This is a genomic window from Bradyrhizobium sp. BRP20 (assembly GCF_020194215.1).
In the GTDB taxonomy this organism is placed as follows: Bacteria; Pseudomonadota; Alphaproteobacteria; order Rhizobiales; family Xanthobacteraceae; genus Bradyrhizobium; species Bradyrhizobium yuanmingense.
In genome coordinates this window covers 192648-213292 of record NZ_JADYVY010000014.1, presented here as the reverse complement: position 1 = coordinate 213292, position 20645 = coordinate 192648, and the positions used below count along the sequence as shown (strand labels likewise).

Below are 20645 nucleotides of genomic sequence, written 5' to 3'. Positions count from 1 at the left end.
GGCAGATGCGGCTCTATCAGAGTCCATTGCTTGTCGTTGAGCCAGAACAGTCCTTTGCGCATCGAAGTCCCCCGCGTGGAATCAACCCGCTGCGAGGGAATCAGAGTTCGCTAATTAGGTACAGACCTTAGTACCTGCAGCAAACCCGGCGATCGGTATTGTGGGCGTAGCGTGCTATGGCTTAAGCACAGTCGGACCGTACTTGGAGCACTACTCAGGAATCCAAGTTCGTGATCCTGGCGGGCAGACCGGCTACTGCATACCATACATCTATGTGACAACGAATGATGCAGCGCTCGCTTCGGGGGTCCTTGGTGCTCCAAAACAAGCTGGCGCACATCAGGCGCGGCCATGCTTCAGCACCAGCCGGCCGGCGATCTGCTCCGGCGAATGTCCCGTCGCAAGGCTTTTGCCCACGCATTTGCGCAGGTCTGACTGGCGCGCCAGCTTGAAGCGACAAATCGCTCGGCCGAAGCTTGTGAGCCCCGTCGCGGCTAGATCCACCTGCGCCGGTGTGGTGATCGGCCATCGTCTTGTGGACTTCCGTCTGGCAGTGCCACCTCTTAAAGGACGGGCATTTGCATCGTCCGAATAGGCAGACGGGCTTCCGGCTGGCGCGGATGCATGCATGGGAGAGCCACGGCAAAATCTAGCTGCCTTGCACAGCGCCTGGTCCGTGCGCTCAGCCTAGCGCTGAGCCGACGGGGAGTGGCTGGCCTTGACTTTAAGCCGCCTGGAAGTGCAATTGTGGAACGGCCGCAACCAGCTTCCTCGTATAGGATTGCCGAGGCCGTAAAAATACATCGTCTGCTCCGCCGACTTCGACGGCCACGCCATGATTCATGACAAGAACACGGTCGCTCAGGTGGTGCACCACGCCGAGATCATGCGAGATGAATAGATAGCTGACGCCCAAATGAGCCTTGAGATCGCCAAGCAGATCGAGAATTTGCGCCTGAATGGATACATCAAGTGCCGCGACCGGCTCGTCACACACGATGATCCTGGGGCGCGGAGCAATCGCGCGGGCGATCGCAACCCGCTGACGTTGACCGCCCGACAGTTCGAGTGGGCGCCTTGTCCTGAAGCTCGGTGACAGCCCCACAAGATCGAGCAACTCGCTGGCCTCGGATTGTCGACTGGCTCTGTCGAGGGGATCTCCGCGGCGTCTTGCCAAGGCATCATCAATGACGCGCTCGATGGTCCAGCGTGGATCGAATGAACTTAGTGGATCCTGGTAGATGACCGAGATATCCGATCGCCTTCGGCGCCGCTCTTTCTCAGTCGCAGAAGTCCACGGCGCACCTCCGAGTGTCACGTCGCCTTCATCAGGCATTTCGAGCGCGAGCGCCATTCGTGCCACGGTCGTCTTCCCAGACCCTGACTCTCCGACGATGCCAAGCGTCTCTCCATGGCCGAGGTGAAACGAGACGTCATTCACAACAGTACGCAGCTCGCCATCCGGCCCACGAAAGCGCTTGACGAGCCGTTCCGCCTCAAGCACGGGCCTACCAGGCTGTGCGATATCCGGTTTGGCCAGCGCTCTGACCTCTTCACCTTCAGCCGAGACGAAGCGCGGCGCCTTAGAGGACGAAAGACGGCTTCCGCGTGACCGGACGGATGGGATCGCCTTGAGAAGACCCCGCGTATATTCATGTCTCGGATCGCCAAAAATCTGTTCTAATGAGCCATGCTCGACGATTTCGCCGTGTCGCATGACAATAACTTCGTCGGCCATCTGCGATACGACGGCGAGATTGTGGCTGATGAGGATCATAGCCTTGCCGCGCTCGCGGGTTTCGCTGAGCAGATCCAGGATTTGAGCCTGGATCGTAACGTCCAGCGCCGTCGTGGGCTCATCTGCGATCAAAAGAGCTGGATCGAGAGCAATTGCCGTCGCAATCAAGGCTCGTTGCCGTTGTCCTCCTGACAGCTCATGTGGAAGCTGCCGCGCCTTGACGGCCGGCTCGGGCACGCCCACGAGCTTCAGAAGCTCAACCACCCGTTCGGTCAAGTCTGCGCGTGCCCTGATTGCACGGTGAACACTCAGCGCTTCACCGATCTCCTTGCCAACCGGTCTTAGCGGATCGAGCGACACAAGCGCGTCCTGTAAGACGAAACCGATGCGCTTGCCGCGCAAGGCTCTCCATTCCTTGTCACCTAGGCCATCGATATTCTTGTCCTGAAAAGCCAGGCGGTCAGCCTGGACATGAGAACGCGCCCCGGTAAGACCAACCAACGTCCGGGCCGTAACGCTCTTGCCTGACCCCGATTCACCGACGATCGCGACACACCGGCCTTCCTCAACCGCGAAAGAGACCCCCTTTACAACATCTCGTCGCGAATGCGCCGGCCCGAAGGAAACGTTGAGGTTTTGTACCCCGAGCAACGGGTTGCTAGCCGCGGGCGATGTGGCATTTTGCCGGAAGGAGGCTGCGGGATAGGTCACGTTCATAGAAGCTCAATCCTTCCTTCCAGGCGTTGCTGCACGTACTGGCCGACAACAGTAACTGAGAGTGCGAAGGCAGCGATGGCAATACCGGGCATGACCTCGAGCCACCAGGCATAGATCACGTAGTTACGCCCGGCATTGAGCAGCGCGCCCCATTCCGATGAGGGGGGCGCAACTCCCAAGCCTAGAAAGGAAAGGCCGGATGCCCAAATGATGGCTTGCCCGACACCGAGCGTGAACATTGTCGCAAGTGGGCTGATTGCGTTGGGGAGAATATGCTTGAACAGGATGCGTCTCGGCGAGTGGCCTAGCGCCTTTGCCGCCTCAACATAACCGGTCGCTTTAACGCTCAGAACCTGCACCCTCACCATCCGCGCATATCCGGGCGATGTTCCAAGGCCGACTGCGATGACCAGCGTCGGGACCGAGGTGCCCAACAACGAAACGAAGAGAAGCGCAAGAAACAGAGTGGGGAGAGCGAACAAGGCGTCGAACAGCCGGCTGAGCACATTGTCGATCCAGCCGCCAGACAGGCCCGCCGTCACGCCGAGTGCAAGCGCGAGGGCAAGGCTGAGCGCAGTCGCACCTAGCCCAATCGAGAGAGACTGACGTGTCCCCGCCACGATGCGGGAATAGAGATCCCGTCCGGACTGGTCCGTCCCCAGCCAATGCGTCAAGGAAGGGGCCTTGAGAGGTGACGTCAGGCTCAGCACTAAAGGATCATGCGTCTGAAGCAGTTTCGGCTCAATCGCCGCGATGAGGAAGAACGCCATAAAGAAAGCCGCGACATAGACCCGAACCGGAAACCTACGGGCGCCCGTCAGCACTCTTGCAGTTATGAACGCTTTTGCATGTCCGGCGGAGCTAGTGGCGAAACTCATGCCTCTTTCATCCTGGGATCGACGAGCTGCACCGTGAAATCCACGATCAAGCTGGTAGCGACAAACAGCGCTGCTGAAACCAGAACCACCCCCGAGACGACCGGGACATCCCGTGTGGACGTTGCTGCAACAAGGACGCCGCCCAGCCCCTGGCGGCCGAAGACCGCTTCGATCAATACCGCGCCGGAGAGCAGCTTCCCTATGATCCAGCCGGAAAGCGTGATCCCCGGCAAGGCAGCATGGCGCAGAGCGTGACGCAAACGGACACTGAAATCTCCCGTGCCGCGCATTCTCGATGATGTGATGAAAGGCTGATCAAGAACCCGCGTGAATTCACTCAGGACCGCTTGACCAAGGAAACCGTAGATTTCCAGGGCCAGGGCCATCGTCGGCAGAACGAGGCCCATGAGCGTGTTGCCGCCGACGACAGGAAAAAAGCGAAGCTGGATCGCGAAAACGACCAGCAGGATTGTCCCCAGCCAATAGGGCGGCAGTGTTGCGAGGAAGACCTGAAAGCCGCCTAGCGCCTTGGACCATATGTTGTCACGCCTGGCAAAAAGAACGGTTGTCGTGATGGTGATGATCCAAGCAGTCAACATCGCGGCAAAGGCGAGTGCAATCGTCGGTCCGATCTGGCGCGCAATCAGGTCCGTGACAGGTTGATATTGAACGTAAGACTGCCCAAGATCTCCGTGCATCACATCCCTTATATACTTTCCGTATTGCACGATGACGGGTTGATCGAAGCCATATCTGGCGTTGATGGCGAGCAGCTGGTCCCGAGGAATCTCTCCCACGTTTCCGGTATTTGCATTGAAGATGATCTGGGCGCGTTCTCCGGGCATCAGAAACTGCACAAAGAAGGTGAACGTTGCCGCAGCCCAGACCACAATCAGGCCGGACAAGAGCCGCCGCGCCAGCCAAAAGCTTCGATTGCCTATCGTCTTCACCGCATTCATTTCTTGCCGGTGAAATATGCGTCCGAGAAAACGGGCTCGCCCACCGACCCGCTGTCGAGCCAGATGTCCTTCACATTATCGGCCAAAGCGAGGGTGACATCCAAAACCGTGTAACTCAGGGACGGCGCGTTCTCGACGATCCGCCGTTCGGCCTGCTGATAAAGCGCGATGCGCTGCGCCTTGTCAGCGGCCTGTTCGGCCTTCTGGATGATGTCCCACAGCGGCAGATCCTGATAGCGGGATGGATTGAAGGGATTGCGCACACCATTCAGGTCGGGCTTGTACGAGATGCGATAGATCTCGGCGCCGGGCGCAACCCAATATAGGGGAACGATCTCGTAGTCATTTGGACCAAGATTCTTTCCTGCCCAGAAATCAGCCTGGTTGGTCGGCTGGAGCCGCACATCGAACCCTGCAGCCTTCGCTTGCTGCTGGATCATCTGCAGGACCTGATCGCCATCCGGAGGCGAAAAGGCGTTGGTGTAGGTGATGCGTATGATCAGCGGCTTGCCGTTCTTGCTGCGGATGCCGTTTGCATCGCGCTCCGTCCAGCCGGCCTCATCGAGCAGCTTGTTCGCCTTCTCGAGGTCATAGGAATAGGATTTTGAGAGGTCGCTGACATATTCCGGGGAACTTTGGCTCAAAGCGAAATTGCCCTCATAGGGCAGCGAGCCGAGAAACGCCGCTTGCACGGCAGCACGCCGGTCGGAGGCGTAAGCAAAAGCCTGCCTGACACGCACGTCGTCGAACGGCGGTCTCTCCGAGTACAATGCAAGCCGAAGCGGCGTTCCGCCCGTGAGGTGACGCACGACCTTGAACCGGGAATTGGCGTCCTGCCAATTGACGGCCGGGATATGATAGACAACGTCGGATTCGCCGGTCAGAAGCGAGCCGTAGCGTATCGTGGGGTCAGCAAGAAAACGCCACTCAATTCCTTCGACATAGGCCGGGCCTTGATGCTTGGCAGTGGCCGGCGCCGAACTATAGTTTGGGTTTCGACGGAATATGACGTTCTTGCCGCGGTTCCATTTCTCCACGATGAACGGACCCGAACCGACCGGGCTTTCGCAGTTCACGGCCTTGCCACGCTTCAGCCCCGTCGGCGATAGGATACCTTGCGAGGACTGCGCAAAGACATTCAGCAGCGGCTCGAATGGCGTCTTCAAGGTGATCTTGAGCGTCAGCGGCCCGGTCGCCGCCGCGGATTCGAAGACGCCCTTGAGATAAGGGCCGGCTGTGGGGTTCTCCAGCTCCGGATTGTCGCTCAGCCATCCATTGATGTTATCGACGACCGCCTGGGCGTCCAGAGACGTCCCGTCCGTGAACTTGACGTCGGGCTTGATCTGGAATGTGTAAGTTCTGCGGTCATCCGAAATGGTCCATGCGGTCGCAAGCCAAGGCAGGATCCTGCCGTCTTCAGCCCTGGCGACCAGATTGTCACTGAACTGACGCTGAAGGTACCATTGCTGCACCCAACCACCATAAAGGCATGGCGGCTCCTGGAAGTGTCCATACCGGATAATCCCGCCGGATCGCGGCTTGCCAGCCGACGCGTCTTCCGCCTGCACGGCATCCGCTTTCGAAAGGCCAGACATCGTGATGGCGATGATTGCGGCGCGAGACGTCAGACGACGGTTCAGAATTTTGAGAAGAAACGTCGAACGAACGGCAGCCGGCTTAGACATGATAAGCTCCGATTGTGATAAAGGAGAAGCACTCAGGCGGCGGAGACCTGGTCGGTGGGCTCGCCCTGCAGTGGAATGCCAAGATGCTCGCGCAGCGTTTCGCCGCGATAGTCCGAACGGAACAAGCCGCGCCGCTGCAGGACGGGAACAACATGGTCGACGAACGCAGGCGTGCCGTCGGACAGAACATCCGGTATGACGTTGAACCCGTCCACCGCGCCAGCCCGGAACCACTCTTCGAAGGAAGCGGCAATCTGCTCCGGCGATCCGACCAGCACCCGGTGACCGTAAGCAGGCGCCTCGACGATGATCTGGCGGACCGTTTTGCCGGAGCGCACGAGCGCTTCCACAGTGCGATACTGGCCGATGGAAAAAGCCGCGTCCGCATGTCGCGGCAGTAAGTTGGGGTCGATTGGTTCGTCGATCTTCAGCCTTTCGGCAGGAATACCGAAACGACCGGACAGCGCATCAAGGGCAACGTCAAAGTTGATAAGTTCGTCAAGCTCTGCCTTGCGCTTGATGGCTTCCTCTTCCGTTCCGCCAACGAACGTGACGACGCCCGGCAGGACAAGGGGCGCCCTTCGTCCATGTTGAGAAGCAAACGACCTGAGGCGATCGGCCTCGCGCAAGGCGATTTCCAAATTGCCTGTCGATGAGAACACGGCATCGGCGCTTCGCGCCGCAAACTGAAGCCCTTGATCCGATCCGCCGGCTTGGAAAATAACCGGCCGCCCCTGTCTTGAGCCCGGATGTGTCAGGGGCCCACTGATGTCGAAAAACTCGCCGGCATGCCTCGTCGTCCGCAGCCTGCTCGGATCACCAAACCGCCCGGACGCTTGGTCCAGAATAAGGGCGCCTTCTCCCCAGCTATGCCAAAGGGTTCGCACGGCCTCCACGAATTCTTCAGCGCGGCGATAACGGTCATCACGGGATTGCTCGTAGCCGCCGAAGCTCCTCGTCGTATAGACATTGGATGTCGTAACTGCGTTCCAGGCCGCGCGGCCGCCACTGACAACGTCAAGCGACTGGAATCGGCGCGCGAGGTTATAAGGCTCGTTGTACGTGGTGGATGCCGAGCCGATCAGACCGACGAATCTTGTTTCTCGTGCGATGCTGGCAAGCGTAATCGTCGGCTCGATGCCATTGAGGGGCGGGGTTTTGTCGATTGCCGGATTGAGCGCTGGCGTGTCGGCGAGGAAAACCGCGTCGAGCTTTCCACGCTCGGCGAGCTTTGCGGCTCGCACGTAATGCTCAATATCGTAGAATGCCCCAGGAGGATTTCCGGGCCACCGCCACGCTGCTGCATGTCCCCCAGCGCCATGCAGGTTCAGGCCAAGGTGAAGCTCACGTTCAAGCGGCGACGTCATCACGCGATATATCCGCCACGGGTAATGGTAAGCCGGAAGCTCAAAAACGTCATCGCACTCTTCTCAATCTTCGGTAGCCATGAGCGCGTCATGGCGCTTCAACATTGTTGAGGAGCCGACCAGCGTCAACCACGCAGGAAAAATAAGAATGCCTGTTTCGCTTCGTGCCGCCGGATAATTGATTTTTGTTGGGGATGCATCACCGCGCGGAATGATAAACTCCGTAACTGAGAAGTCCCATCTTTCTGGTTTGCAGTCGCATAGGTGGAGCGACGCAGTCCAACCTGTGCCCCGTGCAAAACGATTGTATCTCAGGCGCATGCCTCCCGGAACTGAAGGGCGCGATCGTGTCGCAATCAAGCGTACGCGTTTTGATGTTCAGGACGGAAGCCGCTCAGAATTGCTGCTCGCCCTGGCCTGGCAAGATGATGGCGCCTCGTGCTGTGAAGTTTCTAGATCACCAAAAACCGAGCCATCATCGGGGCAAAGAGTTGCAAGAGATCACCGATCAGCTGTCCGTATCGATCGGTTCTGCTCGTTAACGTTTTGGGCGTGCGCCGGGGCGCATCGCCTTGAGAGAAGTGGCACCCGCAGGAGCGTGAGCATAGTGACGCTTACGCGGGACCAAGTGGAGCGACGAGACCGGTTAATAGGGCCCCAAGTGGCGATGGCTTGGGTCTTGATCCGGTCGCACTCCTTCTCCGAAAAAGAGGTCGCCGGCCCGCTGCGCCATGCGAACAAAGTGTGCTGTCGGCTCGCCTTCCATCAACCCATTGCGAGAGAACTGGCAGCCCCTATGGCGAAGTTGCCTGCTTGCATATTGCTGTACAATCGGCCGGTTCCATCGTCGGAGCCATCGTATCGACTGTAATACTGCTAAAACATAATCTGGTGATTGGGCTTTCTGAATGTCCGATCCGTCGAAATAGCCTGTTGGAAAAAATATAAAATCGATAGCGAGAGATCCGAAGACTTCCCAGCCCTCTTCGAATGCCTTTGAAGCCTAATCAGTTCTGGTCGTTTTCCGGGGGGGGGGGGGCGTGGAAGGGACGCAATGAGCGGGTTAGGTTTTCAAAAGGCTGCTTGGAACGTAACTGGGGTCTTGGTACTCGAACAATTGGATCCTTCCGACCGAAGTAAGTTGCTGGCCGAGAAAGACCGAAAGTGCGAACGGCCCATAGAAGAACAGCCTGGTCGTGCGGAGCTGACGGACCTTCAGCAGCTTGCCAAGCTCTTCCCGGACGGCCATTGCCATAGCGACGGCGTCGCCATCGCCGCCGATGGACTGCGCTCCCTGGCTCGGCGGTGCCATGAATACGAACGCATTAGGCGTCTGACCGGTGGACTCAACGTACCGCATGACATCCATGCGGCCATCGCCACGAATGTTCAAGCCAAGAACGAGATCGGCACCACTTGGGTCGGCCTCGGTGATTTCCGTCTGCAGGACGTAACCGGGCGTCGGCGTCGCGTCCGAGCGCCAAAAATCCTTTGCGGGCGGCTGCGGGATTTCGAACGCCCAGCTGCCCACCGCCGGGAAGGTTGCGCCGAGAGCGATGCCGGTTGAGAGGGCACATTTTCCGCGGAACCGTATGGTACGCACGGCGCCCGCTGCCATAATCTGTTTCCTCAAGGCATCGAGTTGCGGGACAAGTTCATTTGTCCAGGCATTGGGCGAAGGCACTTTGCGCGACCCGCGGTCAAAGAGAGGCGTCCAATCCAACTCGTAGTCCGCTGGCGGTGTGAATGCTTCCTTCGTCCAGTTGTGGACCCAGAGCGTAACGCTGGCTTCTGCGGACAAGTCAGTGAGAACCGCAGAACGCAACAAAGTCTCGAGCGACGACTTGTCCAGGACGACGCCTTTGCTGGCGCCAATCTTGCGCAGCAAAGCATCGTAAGCGGGCAGAACCATCGCTCGAATCTTACTTGCGAATTCAGGGTGGTCGAGGATCCTGCCGATGAAGTGATCAAGCGCCTTCTCATCGTGCGCCAGATAGCCATAGCCGACGTCGATGTAAACTTTCGCGTGGATGAAGGCGATGTCCTCGTCGCTCAGACCCACGTTCCGCATGCGCTCGTCGACGCCGTGCTGAGTCTGCGCGAGTGCCGAAGGCTCGTCGTCATAGAAAGGCTTGGCGTTCCGGAGGCGAGAAAGTCCCGTTTCAACAGGCCGCATCTGCGGCGAAAGACTTGGGCACGCCAGCCGGAATTCCTGATAGACGCCCGGCATATCCGCCTCAAAACCACGAAACGTCGCGATGACCTCCTTGAATTCGGCGGGCGCGACGTCGTGGTCCTTGGTCTGAATGTGCTTTCGGCGCGACTTTCCGTTTTCAAGATAACGGATGTCGATGTCGCCCGTACCTTCCGTGAAGAGCTGGTGAAAGGTGCCATCCTGTAGCCACATCGGCAGGTGGCACACCGTATAGCGGGTCTGGAAATCAAAGCCCTTACCAGCATTAATCCCGCCCATCGCCTCGGGCGAGAGGAGCGATCCCTTATCATCCGGCGATCCAGAGGTGGTTTTGCCCATTCGCCACTCCGCCTATTACTTGTCGCCGCGCAATCTCGATACCATCGCATCAGCCATTATTAACTCCGAGCCGATTGTGCGTCATGCAATCTCACGAGATCGGGAACTTAGGACCAAACAATGCTCGCCAAGCCTTTAGCGAGTCGCCCTGGCGTCCTTTGCGACTCAGATCAATAGCAAATGCAGCATCCCGTTCGGCTGCACGCAGGAGCGTACGTGCGCGCTCCTTTCGGGCCTGGTCCATGCCGTCGCTAATCGGCGGCCCCAGCCCTGCCGGATCCGGCCATGTGTCGAAGATGCGGTCGGCGAGCGTCGCGAAGAAGCCTTGAATCTCGCGGTCGAAGCTCCCACCGAAACCGCCGTGAAGCACTTCGAGGGCCATCACCTCGATCAAGAAAGACGGCTTAACCGGCTTCTCCCCGTGCTTGGGGTTGTTGTTCCAATACTTTACCATGCGAACGAGGCCCTTCCACTCGCTGGAATAGGCTTGATGAGCCGCTGTGGCTTTTTCAGCATGGGTCTTTGGGTTGGTCTTGATCCACCTGCCGAGATCGTTATCCGGAATCTCGTAATCGCTACCGGCCTCAAAGGCGGGCACGGCGTCCACGCTCATAATCCGGTAGTCGGTGTTGTCCTCCGCGTCAACATGCACACCGAAGTCGATATTGATCGAACGGCCTTGCTTCTTTGCGGCTTTATCCCCGTATTTCGTGACAAGCGCGTCGTGGAAGTCGGCGAGCACGACTGAAGGCGACTTGGAACGATAGTCGTGCTTATTCGGGTTAAGCACAAAGAAAATGTCGACGTCCTTGAGCGGCTTAGTCTTGGTCCAGCGCGCGTAGGAACCCGTTAGGAAGTCGCTGCTGATGGAAAACTTCGTGTCCAGGTAGTTGCGGACTTCCTTTTCACGAGAGGACGCATTGTCCTGTTCGCGCTGGTTCAGCTCCAGCTTGCTCTTGAACTTGCGAAACGCTTCGTTGGTCGTGAGCATCAGGCCCTCCTCAAATACGACGTGCTGCCGCTAAGGCCGCTATGCTCGACGGTCGTCCCCACACTTTGGCGAATCATGCCTTCGGTAGACCGCACGGTCCCCTTGCCCCAGCCGGCGATGTCGTGCCGGCCCGGCTTGTTTTGTAGCCATAGCTCGTACTTCGCTTCGCTCGGAGCCAGCCCAGCTTTGCGAATTGCGTATTTGAGTGCTTCCGCGTCAGTCCAGAAGCTCCCATCGCCGCCGGTCCAGCTATAGGAAATCTCGATCTTCCATTGGAACAGGAGTTGGCCATTCTTGGGGTTATAGATGTCAAGCATCACGCTTTGAAGATCACCCGACTGCAGCCAGCCATTGACCCCGCGCATATACAAGTCCCAGTCCTCAACAAAGGCGGCCGGGTCGAGCCCGCTAAGGCGAATGATGTCTTTGAGGCTTTTGAGGATATTTTCGGCCACATAAGTGACCGAGTGCGTGTAGGAGTAAACGGATACGGCGACTGCGGTCATGATTCGAGCAATCCCTTGAGGTCAGGCACAAGCGAGACCTGTGCGGTCACCGCCGCCGGCTCGTCTTGGTCAGCGGCTACGCTGGCGTTGAGTTCACGCGCGGTGATACGCGAGCTATGCTTTTTGAGCGCGCGCTGCACCCAGTCGAGTTCGTCGGGATCGCACGGCAAGGAAACCGCCCAATCGCCCTTCAGGGCATCGTAGCCGAGCGCGGCTTCGTTCGCGTCCGAACCATCCACGGCATCATCATCGAAAAGGCAGTAAACGCGTGTGCGTGGCCCGTCGCAGGTCGCGACGATCGCGTGATCTTTCGGCGACCGATCCGAGATGATACTGGCAGCGATGCCCACAACATCCAGCAATTCCTTGCGTGCGGGGTGCGTGGCGCCAGGCGCCAACAGGTCGACGACCGCATGCCAGGTTTTGGTAGAATCGCGCGCCGGTGTGCTGACAAAGGTGCGGCGGGAAACGGTACTCATGGGTCAGCACTCCGCGGCCGCGCGGCTCGCCTTCGCGGCTTTGGCAGCCGCGAGGATTTGCGCGAGCGTCAGGTTCCCGGGCGCGGTAGCCGTTTCAAGGTTCGTGGCAATGGCGCTACCCACCATCTTGCGGATCGCCCGGCCATCCAGGCCGACGCATGCCGCTGCGCAGTCCGCAAATTCCGGCGCGTTCACCAGCTTGCCGATCGCGGGGTAAACGGCGCCGAGGCCGATGAGACAATCCTTCAGGATGTCGGCACAGGCTTCCTTGTTTGGCAGCGGGATTTCGAGGATCAAGTCGCAGCGGGAGGTAAACGCGCAATCTACCGCACGCGGGAAGTTGCTCGTTGCGACAAACAGGAGGTTCGGATAGCGCTCGGCAAGCGCATCGAGTTGAACTAGCACCGCATCGGTGGCACGGTGCACGTCGACGGGGTTGGCATCCATGCTCAACTTGGCGCGATCGGCGGCCAGGGTCTCGACTTCATCCAGGAGCACAACAACAGGCCCGCCGGCAGCAGCTTCGGCGATGGCTTGCGCGAACAACTCGGTCACGGCCCGCTGGCTCTTCCCCAGCGATGAGCTCGCGAGCTGGTGCGGCTCGACCTCCATCAGCCGGAATTTGTCGTCGGGGAACGCTTTGGCCACCCGATGCGCAAGGCCGCGCGCCAGCGAGGTCTTGCCCGTGCCGGGCGGCCCCACCAACAGAATCACCCCATGCAGCGGGAGCACGTTGCGGCTGACTTTGCTCCGCATCGAGAAATTCAGGACGGCCTGAGCCAACAGCTTCTGCTTGACCGCCGGATCAAGGATGATCGAGGTCCAAAGCGCGCCGAGGCCGTCGTCTGGGAGAGGAAGTATGCGCTGGATACCCTTGGGCAGCTCGATTTCAGCGGCGAGAATTTTCAACTGGGCCGTCACATTTGCCTCCGGTTGCGGTTGCGGGTTCTCGCAAGCGAGAGGGCCCAGTTGGGAGTCGCCAACCCGTCGAGGGTCAGCCCAAGGCTCGTATTGACGCATAATTCGAACAACCCGCTCCCAACAAATCTGCTGGGAACCATAAATCGCGAGTTCTCGATTCGCAAGGCTTGCCAACAGATTTGCTGGCATGTATTCTCCGTGCAGTGTGCACCGAACCGTGGGAGCGCATAAAATGCCCGCCAGTTCAGTCACTTAGATGCCATCGACGTACAGATTCAATCCCGGCTTCCAATCGGACGACGAGTCCGTTCAGAACTTCATTGTACGCAAGGCAGACCTCGCTCAAGTCCTCGGGCCGCTTCGGGAAGGCGCGACAATCCCGCCTCGCGTGATGATCGTGGCGCCGCGCGGCGCCGGCAAAACCACCCTGTGCCGCCGCGTGTTGGCAGAAGTAAATCGGGATCCGGCTCTTCGCGCGCGCTGGCATCCAGTCTTCTTTGGCGAAGAGAGCTACGCCATTACAACACCGGGCGAGTTCTTTCTCGAATGCCTTTTTCACCTTCAGGATCGATCGGATGATCGGACCATAAAGGATGCCTACGAGCAGGCTCTGTCTCCCCAAAGCGAGAAGGATCTGATCGATATTGCACTAAAGACATTGCGTGCTTTTTCTAAGCGCGTTGGAAAGCGCCTTTTGATCATCGTCGAAAACTTCCAAACTATCCTTGATGATCAAATTGGCTCCGGCGCGAAAGATTTGCTGAAACGTCTCTCCGACGCAGATTGTTTTGGTGTTCTCGCAACTTCGGTTTCCCAACTTGTTACGGAAGAAAACGTCGCCCTACCGAGAGATTTCCTGCGACTGGATTTGAAGCCTCTCTCGCGCGAAGAGTGCCGCGCGCTTTGGAATGCACTTACTCGGCAAGACATAAAAACAGAGCGCATTCGCCCGCTGGAAATCCTAACTGGCGGCAGCCCGCGCCTGCTTCACATTCTTGCGGATTTTATGCGATCGCCTTCGCTTCATAATTTGATGGAGAACTTAAATTTCCTTATCGACCAGAATACCGAATATTTCAAAAGCCAGCTTGATAGCCTCCCTCCAACCGAGCGAAAGATTTTTGCGGCGCTATTAGAAGCGTGGGACCCAGCCACTGCAAAACAAGTTTCTGATGCCGCTCGCGTGACGACGAATACGGCATCGGCGATGCTCTCACGTCTGACAGAGCGTGGCGCCGTCATTAAGAGCCCTGGATACGGCAAAACGGCGCTCTATTCAGCCTCCGAGCGTCTCTTCAACATCTATTACCTCATGCGGCGCCGAAGCCACCCCTCCAGCCGCGTGCGTGCGCTCGTGTCATTTATGACGGATTACTACGATCGAGATGAGCTCATCGACACGGCCACTACCCTCGCCCGCGAAGCTTGTTCGGTTGGTCCTGACAGCCGAATGGACTACCACGCTTTTTATGATGCCATCCTTGCACGCGCACCGGTTTTAGTCCGCACGAGTATTCTAGAGCGAACGCCTCCCGATTTTCTAACTTCTTTTACTGCACATCAAAAAGCGACGGCGGAAAGCGCCCGGGCGAATGCAGCGTTGCCCGCAACTGAATACAGGGGCGTCGACAACGCCCTGCAGGCACTCTTAGGCAGAGCTCAACAATCCACGGATGACGGCGACCTTGAGAGGGCCATTGAGCTTTACTCCGAAGCCACTCAACTCCGTCCAGAGGCTGTTGCGCCCTGGATGAAGCTTGCTGTTCTCTACATAAGCGAAGATCGAGCAGAGGAAGCGATTAAAGCATCTCAGGAAGTCATCCGGCTGCGCCCCAAGAATCCGTGGGGGCCCACGATCAAAGGCATGGCTCACGTTATCGCCGGCGAGACGGATTTGGCTGAAGCTTCTTTTGCGATGGCTCTCGATATTGAACCTGAGTATGGCATGGCCATTGCGGAGCTCGCCGCAATTAAAGAAAAAAAGGGCCAGCGCCAATTAGCGCTTCAACTTTATGAAAAGGCCGCCACGCTCGATGCGCTGACAGACACTACTCGCGCCGGTTATGCACGTTTCTTGCAGGAGGAGAATCGCGCCAGGGAAGCCGAAGAATTATTGCGCGCGGCTATCGACGAGGACGAGGAATTCGTAAGCCGACGGGCGCTCGTCGAACTGCTGAGCGATAGTGGCCGGCAGCAGGAAGGTTTCGACGTGCTTCGTCGCGTCGCCATGCGGTCGCAGGATTGGCGCCACTGGGCTGATCTCGGTTCCTTCCTCCTTGCGCGGGATAGCCGCGACGAGGATGCTGCCGAGGCGCTCGCGAAATCCATCGCGTTCGGTGCAGAAGATCCTATGGTCTTCGTTAGTTACGCTCGTGCACTGCAGCGGAGCGGCGAACCGCCCGCACGCATCATTGAGGTAGCCAAGGACCTTGTGGAGCGGCTCCACGACGATCGCGATGCGTGGACAAGTGCGGGCTTTCTTGCAAGCGCGGCTGGTGACAAGACGCTCGCGGAAGCCTACGCGCGTAAGGCAATCGATATTGTTGACGATGCTCACGGCTGGCTCACATTAGCCGTACTCCTCCAGGAACAGCCCAAGCGTTCCTCTGAAGCCGAAGAGGCCTTCCGCAGGGCCGTCGCGCTTGTTCAAAAAGATCGCTTCTGTTCGCCCGTACGTCTCCTTGCCGAATTTCTCGTCCACCGGGGCGAAGAAACTGCTGCCCAAGAGGAAATTTCGAAGTGGTTTGCTGGCGATACACGCTGCTACTGCTGTTCCGTGCTTGAGGGCGACATCGCGGCACGAAGTGGCAACTCGGACAGCGCGAGACGCGCCTATCGAAGCGCACTCGAACAGCGAGAGGATGGGATTCACGCGCTTACCGGTCTGTCGCGCTTCGTAGATCGGGAAGAGGGTGAAGACCTTATCGCTCGCGCGATGGCATCTGATCCGTCCGATCACCGTTGCTTGCTAGCGCGCGCGCGCCTACGGCAGGATGACCTAGAGAGTCAGATTGAAGACGCGTCGGAAGCAATACGTTTGTCATCGTCCTACGCAGAGGCTCACCTTTTTCTAGCCCGGACATTGCTCAGCCATAACGAGGCAAATCGAGCCCAGATGCACTTGGAACTTGCTTTGAAAGAGCTGCCTAAGCAGCGCGAGCTTACCCCCATGTTCGTAGACGCGGCCATGGCTGTGGCCGAGGCTGGTCACGGGGATCGCGTAAGAAGCATTCTTGAGAATGACGAGTTTGGGTCAACCATGGAACCTTTGATTGTCGCGTTGCGGATCAGGCGCGGTGATACTCCCATTGTGGCCAAGGAAGTGATGGAAGTCGCCATGGACATCGCGAACAATGCGCCAGCATCGAAACGTATAGCGGCCAAGCTCAATCCCAATTGAAACTCGTGACTGAGCACACAGCCGTGCCCAAAGCAATTCTATCGGGCACGCGCCGTTCGGGCGTCGAAATCGTGAAAACAGTTCCGACGACCGTTCGATCGCCCGACTGTCACTGCTCCCTTGTGCGCAGAGGATCGCCGTACACGCTCATGGCCATGCAATCACGAAGCTCCGAGCTGAACGCGTCCCGGACGCGAGCATTGGCATCGAACGCAGCATCGATCACCGGCGGGAAGGTTGGGAGCCAGTAGGACGGATTCGGGAATCGATCGGCCACGGTGAGGCGATGACGGTCGTGCACCCCTTGCCGAGGGCTTGCCGCGCGAGACCTAGCGTCGTGTTGGCCATGGGATGCGGATCGAGCCTGCCACCGCTGCATATGAATAGAACGGCAACACCGACGTTTTTCAACGCGGAGCCAAGGTCTGCCCCCGCCATCCTTAGCTCGGCATCGTCTCGGACCACTTGAAAATACCGGTTGCCGGGCACCAATCCGCCGTGGGCGGTGACAATGACCAATTCGGCTCCTTCAAGATTGGACGGCACGACCGAGGCCGTGTCGAGGCTTACGCCATGAGCGGCGAGCGGCTCGGACACACGATCCACGACGGTTTGAAGTGTCTGTCCACCTTCATCAGAAGCCTCCTTCGGCCCGCCGATCGGTCGATTTACGATGTCTCGCCGCACTCAGCCAGGCAAGCGAGGGAGCTGCGGCTAGCTTGCACGTTTGGCCCGCAAACCCGCCCCCGAGACGTATGAGGTTTGGCGGCCAATGCTGAATGTTCGCGGCCGTCACCAGGATCGCGCGCGGGGGTAGCGCTTCGACACCGAGGCCTTCGGTGCTGGTGTGAAACAGGTTGAGCGCATCTTCGTCAACGCCATACCGAAAAGGAAACTCCCTCGACCAGCGCCTGAGGCGCTCCTCCGAGAACACCTCAGCGCTTTCCTTCAAAGTTGGACCGAGCTTTCCGTTCTCGGCGACACAGCGAACGAGGTGTCCTTCGGCATCGACCCCCATCAATACGACAGGCAGTCGCATCGATCGCGACAATTCGACGGCACGTTCGCCGGAGGACTCGATGGTCGGAGGTATCCAGCCCTGATCGGGCGCCACGCCAAGCGATGGGATCGCGTGGTCCGCCAGGATGTCGATGGCGAAAGCGGCAATATCTAAATTCGTTTGCGCTTCCGCGCTACCGAGCAACTGCCGCGCGAGCACGGAGATTTGCCGGACATCGTAGCCGACGTCGTTCGCATCTCTCGCTTGTTCTATCTGCTTCAGGACTTCGAGGACCTGTGCCGCGGTTGGGTGTGGCAGCCGGCTGGCCGCGATGATCCCTCGCAGAGGCGCATGTGCTTCGTCGAGAAGACGTTCGAAGGCTTCGATCGCCTCGGGAGGCGGCGTGACGCCCGCAAGTTCGGCTGCCCGGAGAGCTTCCGCCATGCTCGCGGCGGCAGGAGCAGGCTCATCTCCCTGCGTCAGTACCGTGGGGGCGTTCTGGATGAAGTCGGGGATCAGCGCTTCCAGCCGTTCGCGCGCGTGCGCGGGATCCTGGCGGGCCTGGATAAACCGGGCCTGCAATTCAAGTGTCTGAATCCGGTGAACGTATTGATCACGTGCACCGAAGCTTTGAAGAGCCTTCCGCGCCGCATCAAGAAATGACAGTCCGGCATCAATCATGCGAAGATCGCGCATGAGCCGATAGAGCAACACGCTTTCGTAGAAGACCTGATCCGGCATAGCGCTGTTGTCCGCTGCGAGGCAGCAAAGGGCGCCGACCATGCCGTCGATTGTATTGCCGGTCCGCTGGTAGACGTCGCCATAACAGAGCCAGGCGAGACGCGAACGCGCTTTGGACTCGCCTGCGACCTGAAGCGCATGTTCCGCGTAATCCCGGGCCGCCTGGAAACGGCTCGCCAAGGCCAATCGTACCGCCAGCACGCGCACCAGCGACAAATCCGCATCCGGCACTGAACCATGTCGAGCGACTGCCATGCCTATCGCAAGGATGTTTCTGACGTTCTCGATATCGGCGGGCGTGTCGAGCGGTTCGTAATGCTCCAACAGCTTCCGTATGCCAGCGACGAGCTTGTCCGCGTCTTGCGTCAAAAGCTCCTTGGGGATGTCGATCCGGCCGACAAACACGGGGCTCGCGGACTGAAGCCAAGGCAACGCCACCAGCAAAAAGGCAGCGAGTCGTCCGCAGGCGGCGCCGTCGTCCATGCATCGAGCGCTTCGATCTCGCGCAGGGCAAGGGGCGCGCTGGCGAGCTTCAAGGCCGTATCGACCAGGAGAGCTATCCCGAACAATCCCATCGACTCGGCTGATAGCGCATCGACCAGACGCACACGCACCCGGGCGTCCGCAGGATGGCTTGTGAGGTATCGAAGGCCAAGCAAGACAGCGGCTTGCAAAAGCTGAGGCTCGATGTCGGCTGCCTTGTCACCTCCAAGAACAGCTCCCTCCAGTGCCGTGAGCATGGCAGTGACCATGCTCGCCGTCACATCGGTCTCCGCATCCTCCGTTATGACCGAAAGCGCGTCAGCATAGCGTTGCGCACGAATGGCCTCCCTCGCAATGAATACCCTGGCACGGACCGTCTGCCGCGGATGAGCAGCGATCACCGCTCTTGTCAGGACCTGATAGTCCAATTCGGAAGAGGCGAGGCCTGCGGCCAACGTTTCGTAGAAGCCCGCCATCCGGCGGTCGTCCTCAACTGGCGAAGTTGCCAGGAGCCGGGCCAGCTGAATGAATTCGCCGGCCTCGAGCATCGCGTCGCCACGATGGTGCATGAGCGCCAGGGAGGTCGGGTGTCTCTCCTGAAGAATTTCCTCGCATTTTTGGATCGTCCTCGGCTCGCCAATGCGTTTAGAGAGCGTCAGCGCAGCTTCGATGGACTCCAGCGGCAATCGATCGAAGGCGATCTTCTGCACCAAGTTGCGGGCGATGTCCGTCGCACCGGCTTCCGCGGCCATTTCGGCCACCTGCAGGGCAGGCACGGGCGCAAGATTTTCGATCAATCCCAGTTCGGCTCGAAGCGCTTGCTCCACCATGGGCTGCAGGCCCGCCTTGTGCATCATCTGCACTTGGAGAAGGGGTTTTATTCCGTCCAGCGAGCTTGGAAGCGTATCGATCTCGGCGAGGATCGGTCCCATGACGCCGCGCGCGATCGCTGTGGACCATTTTGCCAGATGCTGCGCGAGGATTGCATCCGGGGCGTCCGGATCGCCACCGGCGAGCACAGCCATTCCGTCAATCGCAAGAAGCCGCTCCTGGTTCGCCTCCTTGAGCGGCCAGTCCTTGTTCGCATCAACGGCAACGTAGCTCGTCGAGGCTCTTGCAGCCAAGACGGCCCCCTCGCACAACGCCGCAAAATGCGGGACCTAGGAATCTTCGACCATTCCAAGAACGGGCCGGGCTCCATAAGGGCCAGGCTCCACGCCGCGATAAAGAGCTCCCTGATCTACAACGACAGCGGCATGCTGCTTGGCAGCTTCAACGATCGAACAAACGGACGCTACCTGAAGGTCTGGCGAGACGGCGATGTTGATGCGGCGCGACAGGACGTCGAGTTCTGCGGTCTCCAGCGCCGTGCCCCGGGATCGAACCACCGCCTCGCCAAGATGGTGAAACAAGGCACTCTTCCGCTCGTCAGGGCCGGCGCTTCCAGGCGGCTGAACGACGATGATCTCGGAAAAGACAGGCTGGCCGTCCTCAGTGTACGAAGATGCGAGGATGGCCAAAATCTCCGCGATGCGAGTGGACGGATTCCCGCCGGCCACCACGAACATGTCGCCGGCTCCCCGGGCGAGCCCATTTTTCCCATACCATTCATGGAAATCGACACCCGAAGATGCGTCGATCGATGATTTCATCTCGCTCAAGCCGTTCACCCTTTCCGTCGTCCTGAACATCACTCTTGTCGGCAGTCAGGTGGTGATGCAACCTGACTCAAGCAACGCGCCGCCCATATCTAGCAGAATGGCAGCGATGTCCATCGAGGCCAGCGACAGGCCGGCCTCTTGGCCGGCTTAAAAAAGAAGGCACCCGCAGGAGGGGCAGCATAGCGCCGCCGGGACGGCGTGACCCGGGACCGAGTGCAGTCACGAGACCGATTAACAAGGCACCCGCGCTATGGGCAGTGATAGCGACGCTGGAATGGAATGACGGCGGGCCCCTCGCGCGAGTGCCTCCGGCGAGCGACACCTTATTGTTCGCATTTCCAAGGCGAAGGCAGCAGCGCTAACTCATGCGATAAACGTCGTCTCGCCGTCGTTTATGGTCTCTCAAGCCGCCTCCTGACGGAGCCGTTTCATGTTGGTGCCGATGAGGCGATCGAGCGAGTCAAGCGCCGGGCTCACCTTTTGGCCAAGGAGCACGAAAAAGGAAATGGTGTTTCGCATGAGGGGGCCAAGGAGCCGTCAAACTCGTCTCACCCAGCCCGCCGCCGTGCGTATTTTCGCCCGGGAA

At 59.0% G+C, this 20645-nt stretch carries 15 protein-coding genes; 2 read left to right on the top strand and 13 right to left on the bottom strand.

Annotated features, from left to right (window positions below; genetic code table 11):
* Nucleotides 1-160: 160 nt before the first annotated feature.
* Nucleotides 161-595: an acetoacetate decarboxylase family protein gene (locus I6F33_RS28310; protein ID WP_346657218.1), complete on the top strand. Its 435-nt coding sequence runs from the start codon at nucleotides 161-163 to the stop codon at nucleotides 593-595.
* A 129-nt stretch (nucleotides 596-724) separates the two neighbouring features.
* On the opposite strand, the gene I6F33_RS28305 is transcribed toward I6F33_RS28310, so the two are convergent.
* The 10 genes from I6F33_RS28305 to I6F33_RS28260 form a co-directional block, all read right to left on the bottom strand.
* A complete protein-coding gene (locus I6F33_RS28305; RefSeq protein WP_225144784.1) occupies nucleotides 725-2455 on the bottom strand; it encodes an ABC transporter ATP-binding protein in 1731 nt (576 codons plus the stop codon).
* A complete protein-coding gene (locus I6F33_RS28300) occupies nucleotides 2452-3333 on the bottom strand; it encodes an ABC transporter permease (protein WP_225144783.1) in 882 nt (293 codons plus the stop codon). The genes I6F33_RS28305 and I6F33_RS28300 overlap by 4 nt, the downstream gene beginning before the upstream one ends.
* Nucleotides 3330-4292, bottom strand: a complete 963-nt coding sequence (locus tag I6F33_RS28295; RefSeq protein WP_225144782.1) for an ABC transporter permease — start codon at nucleotides 4290-4292, stop codon at nucleotides 3330-3332. Before I6F33_RS28295 ends, I6F33_RS28300 begins: the two co-directional genes overlap by 4 nt.
* Nucleotides 4289-5977, bottom strand: a complete 1689-nt coding sequence (locus I6F33_RS28290; protein ID WP_225144781.1) for an ABC transporter substrate-binding protein — start codon at nucleotides 5975-5977, stop codon at nucleotides 4289-4291. Before I6F33_RS28290 ends, I6F33_RS28295 begins: the two co-directional genes overlap by 4 nt.
* 32 nt (nucleotides 5978-6009) lie before the next feature.
* A complete protein-coding gene (locus tag I6F33_RS28285) occupies nucleotides 6010-7344 on the bottom strand; it encodes an NtaA/DmoA family FMN-dependent monooxygenase (RefSeq protein WP_225144780.1) in 1335 nt (444 codons plus the stop codon).
* A gap of 1063 nt (nucleotides 7345-8407) precedes the next feature.
* Complete coding sequence (locus I6F33_RS28280) at nucleotides 8408-9877, bottom strand: dsDNA nuclease domain-containing protein (protein ID WP_225144779.1); 1470 nt, start codon at nucleotides 9875-9877, stop codon at nucleotides 8408-8410.
* A gap of 91 nt (nucleotides 9878-9968) precedes the next feature.
* Nucleotides 9969-10868 carry a CBASS oligonucleotide cyclase gene (locus I6F33_RS28275; RefSeq protein WP_225144778.1) on the bottom strand — a complete coding sequence of 300 codons (900 nt, stop codon included), beginning with the start codon at nucleotides 10866-10868 and terminating at the stop codon, nucleotides 9969-9971.
* Nucleotides 10868-11374, bottom strand: a complete 507-nt coding sequence (locus tag I6F33_RS28270) for an HORMA domain containing protein (protein WP_225144777.1) — start codon at nucleotides 11372-11374, stop codon at nucleotides 10868-10870. Before I6F33_RS28270 ends, I6F33_RS28275 begins: the two co-directional genes overlap by 1 nt.
* On the bottom strand, nucleotides 11371-11853 hold the full coding sequence (locus I6F33_RS28265; RefSeq protein WP_080134656.1) for a hypothetical protein: 483 nt from the start codon (nucleotides 11851-11853) through the stop codon (nucleotides 11371-11373). Before I6F33_RS28265 ends, I6F33_RS28270 begins: the two co-directional genes overlap by 4 nt.
* A 3-nt stretch (nucleotides 11854-11856) precedes the next feature.
* Complete coding sequence (locus I6F33_RS28260; RefSeq protein ID WP_225144776.1) at nucleotides 11857-12774, bottom strand: AAA family ATPase; 918 nt, start codon at nucleotides 12772-12774, stop codon at nucleotides 11857-11859.
* A 256-nt stretch (nucleotides 12775-13030) separates the two neighbouring features.
* On the opposite strand from I6F33_RS28260, the gene I6F33_RS28255 reads away from it, so the two are divergent.
* Nucleotides 13031-16174, top strand: a complete 3144-nt coding sequence (locus tag I6F33_RS28255) for a tetratricopeptide repeat protein (protein ID WP_225144775.1) — start codon at nucleotides 13031-13033, stop codon at nucleotides 16172-16174.
* 634 nt (nucleotides 16175-16808) lie between these two features.
* Here I6F33_RS28255 and I6F33_RS28250 read toward each other — a convergent pair.
* The 3 genes from I6F33_RS28250 to I6F33_RS28240 are packed head-to-tail and all read right to left on the bottom strand — an operon-like array spanning nucleotide 16809 to nucleotide 20059.
* Nucleotides 16809-18398 carry a hypothetical protein gene (locus I6F33_RS28250; RefSeq protein ID WP_225144774.1) on the bottom strand — a complete coding sequence of 530 codons (1590 nt, stop codon included), beginning with the start codon at nucleotides 18396-18398 and terminating at the stop codon, nucleotides 16809-16811.
* Complete coding sequence (locus I6F33_RS28245; protein WP_225144773.1) at nucleotides 18281-19522, bottom strand: hypothetical protein; 1242 nt, start codon at nucleotides 19520-19522, stop codon at nucleotides 18281-18283. Before I6F33_RS28245 ends, I6F33_RS28250 begins: the two co-directional genes overlap by 118 nt.
* Nucleotides 19523-19558: 36 nt before the next feature.
* Nucleotides 19559-20059 (bottom strand): hypothetical protein, encoded by a 501-nt coding sequence (locus I6F33_RS28240; RefSeq protein ID WP_225144772.1) that lies wholly within the window; start codon nucleotides 20057-20059, stop codon nucleotides 19559-19561.
* Nucleotides 20060-20645: the final 586 nt, after the last annotated feature.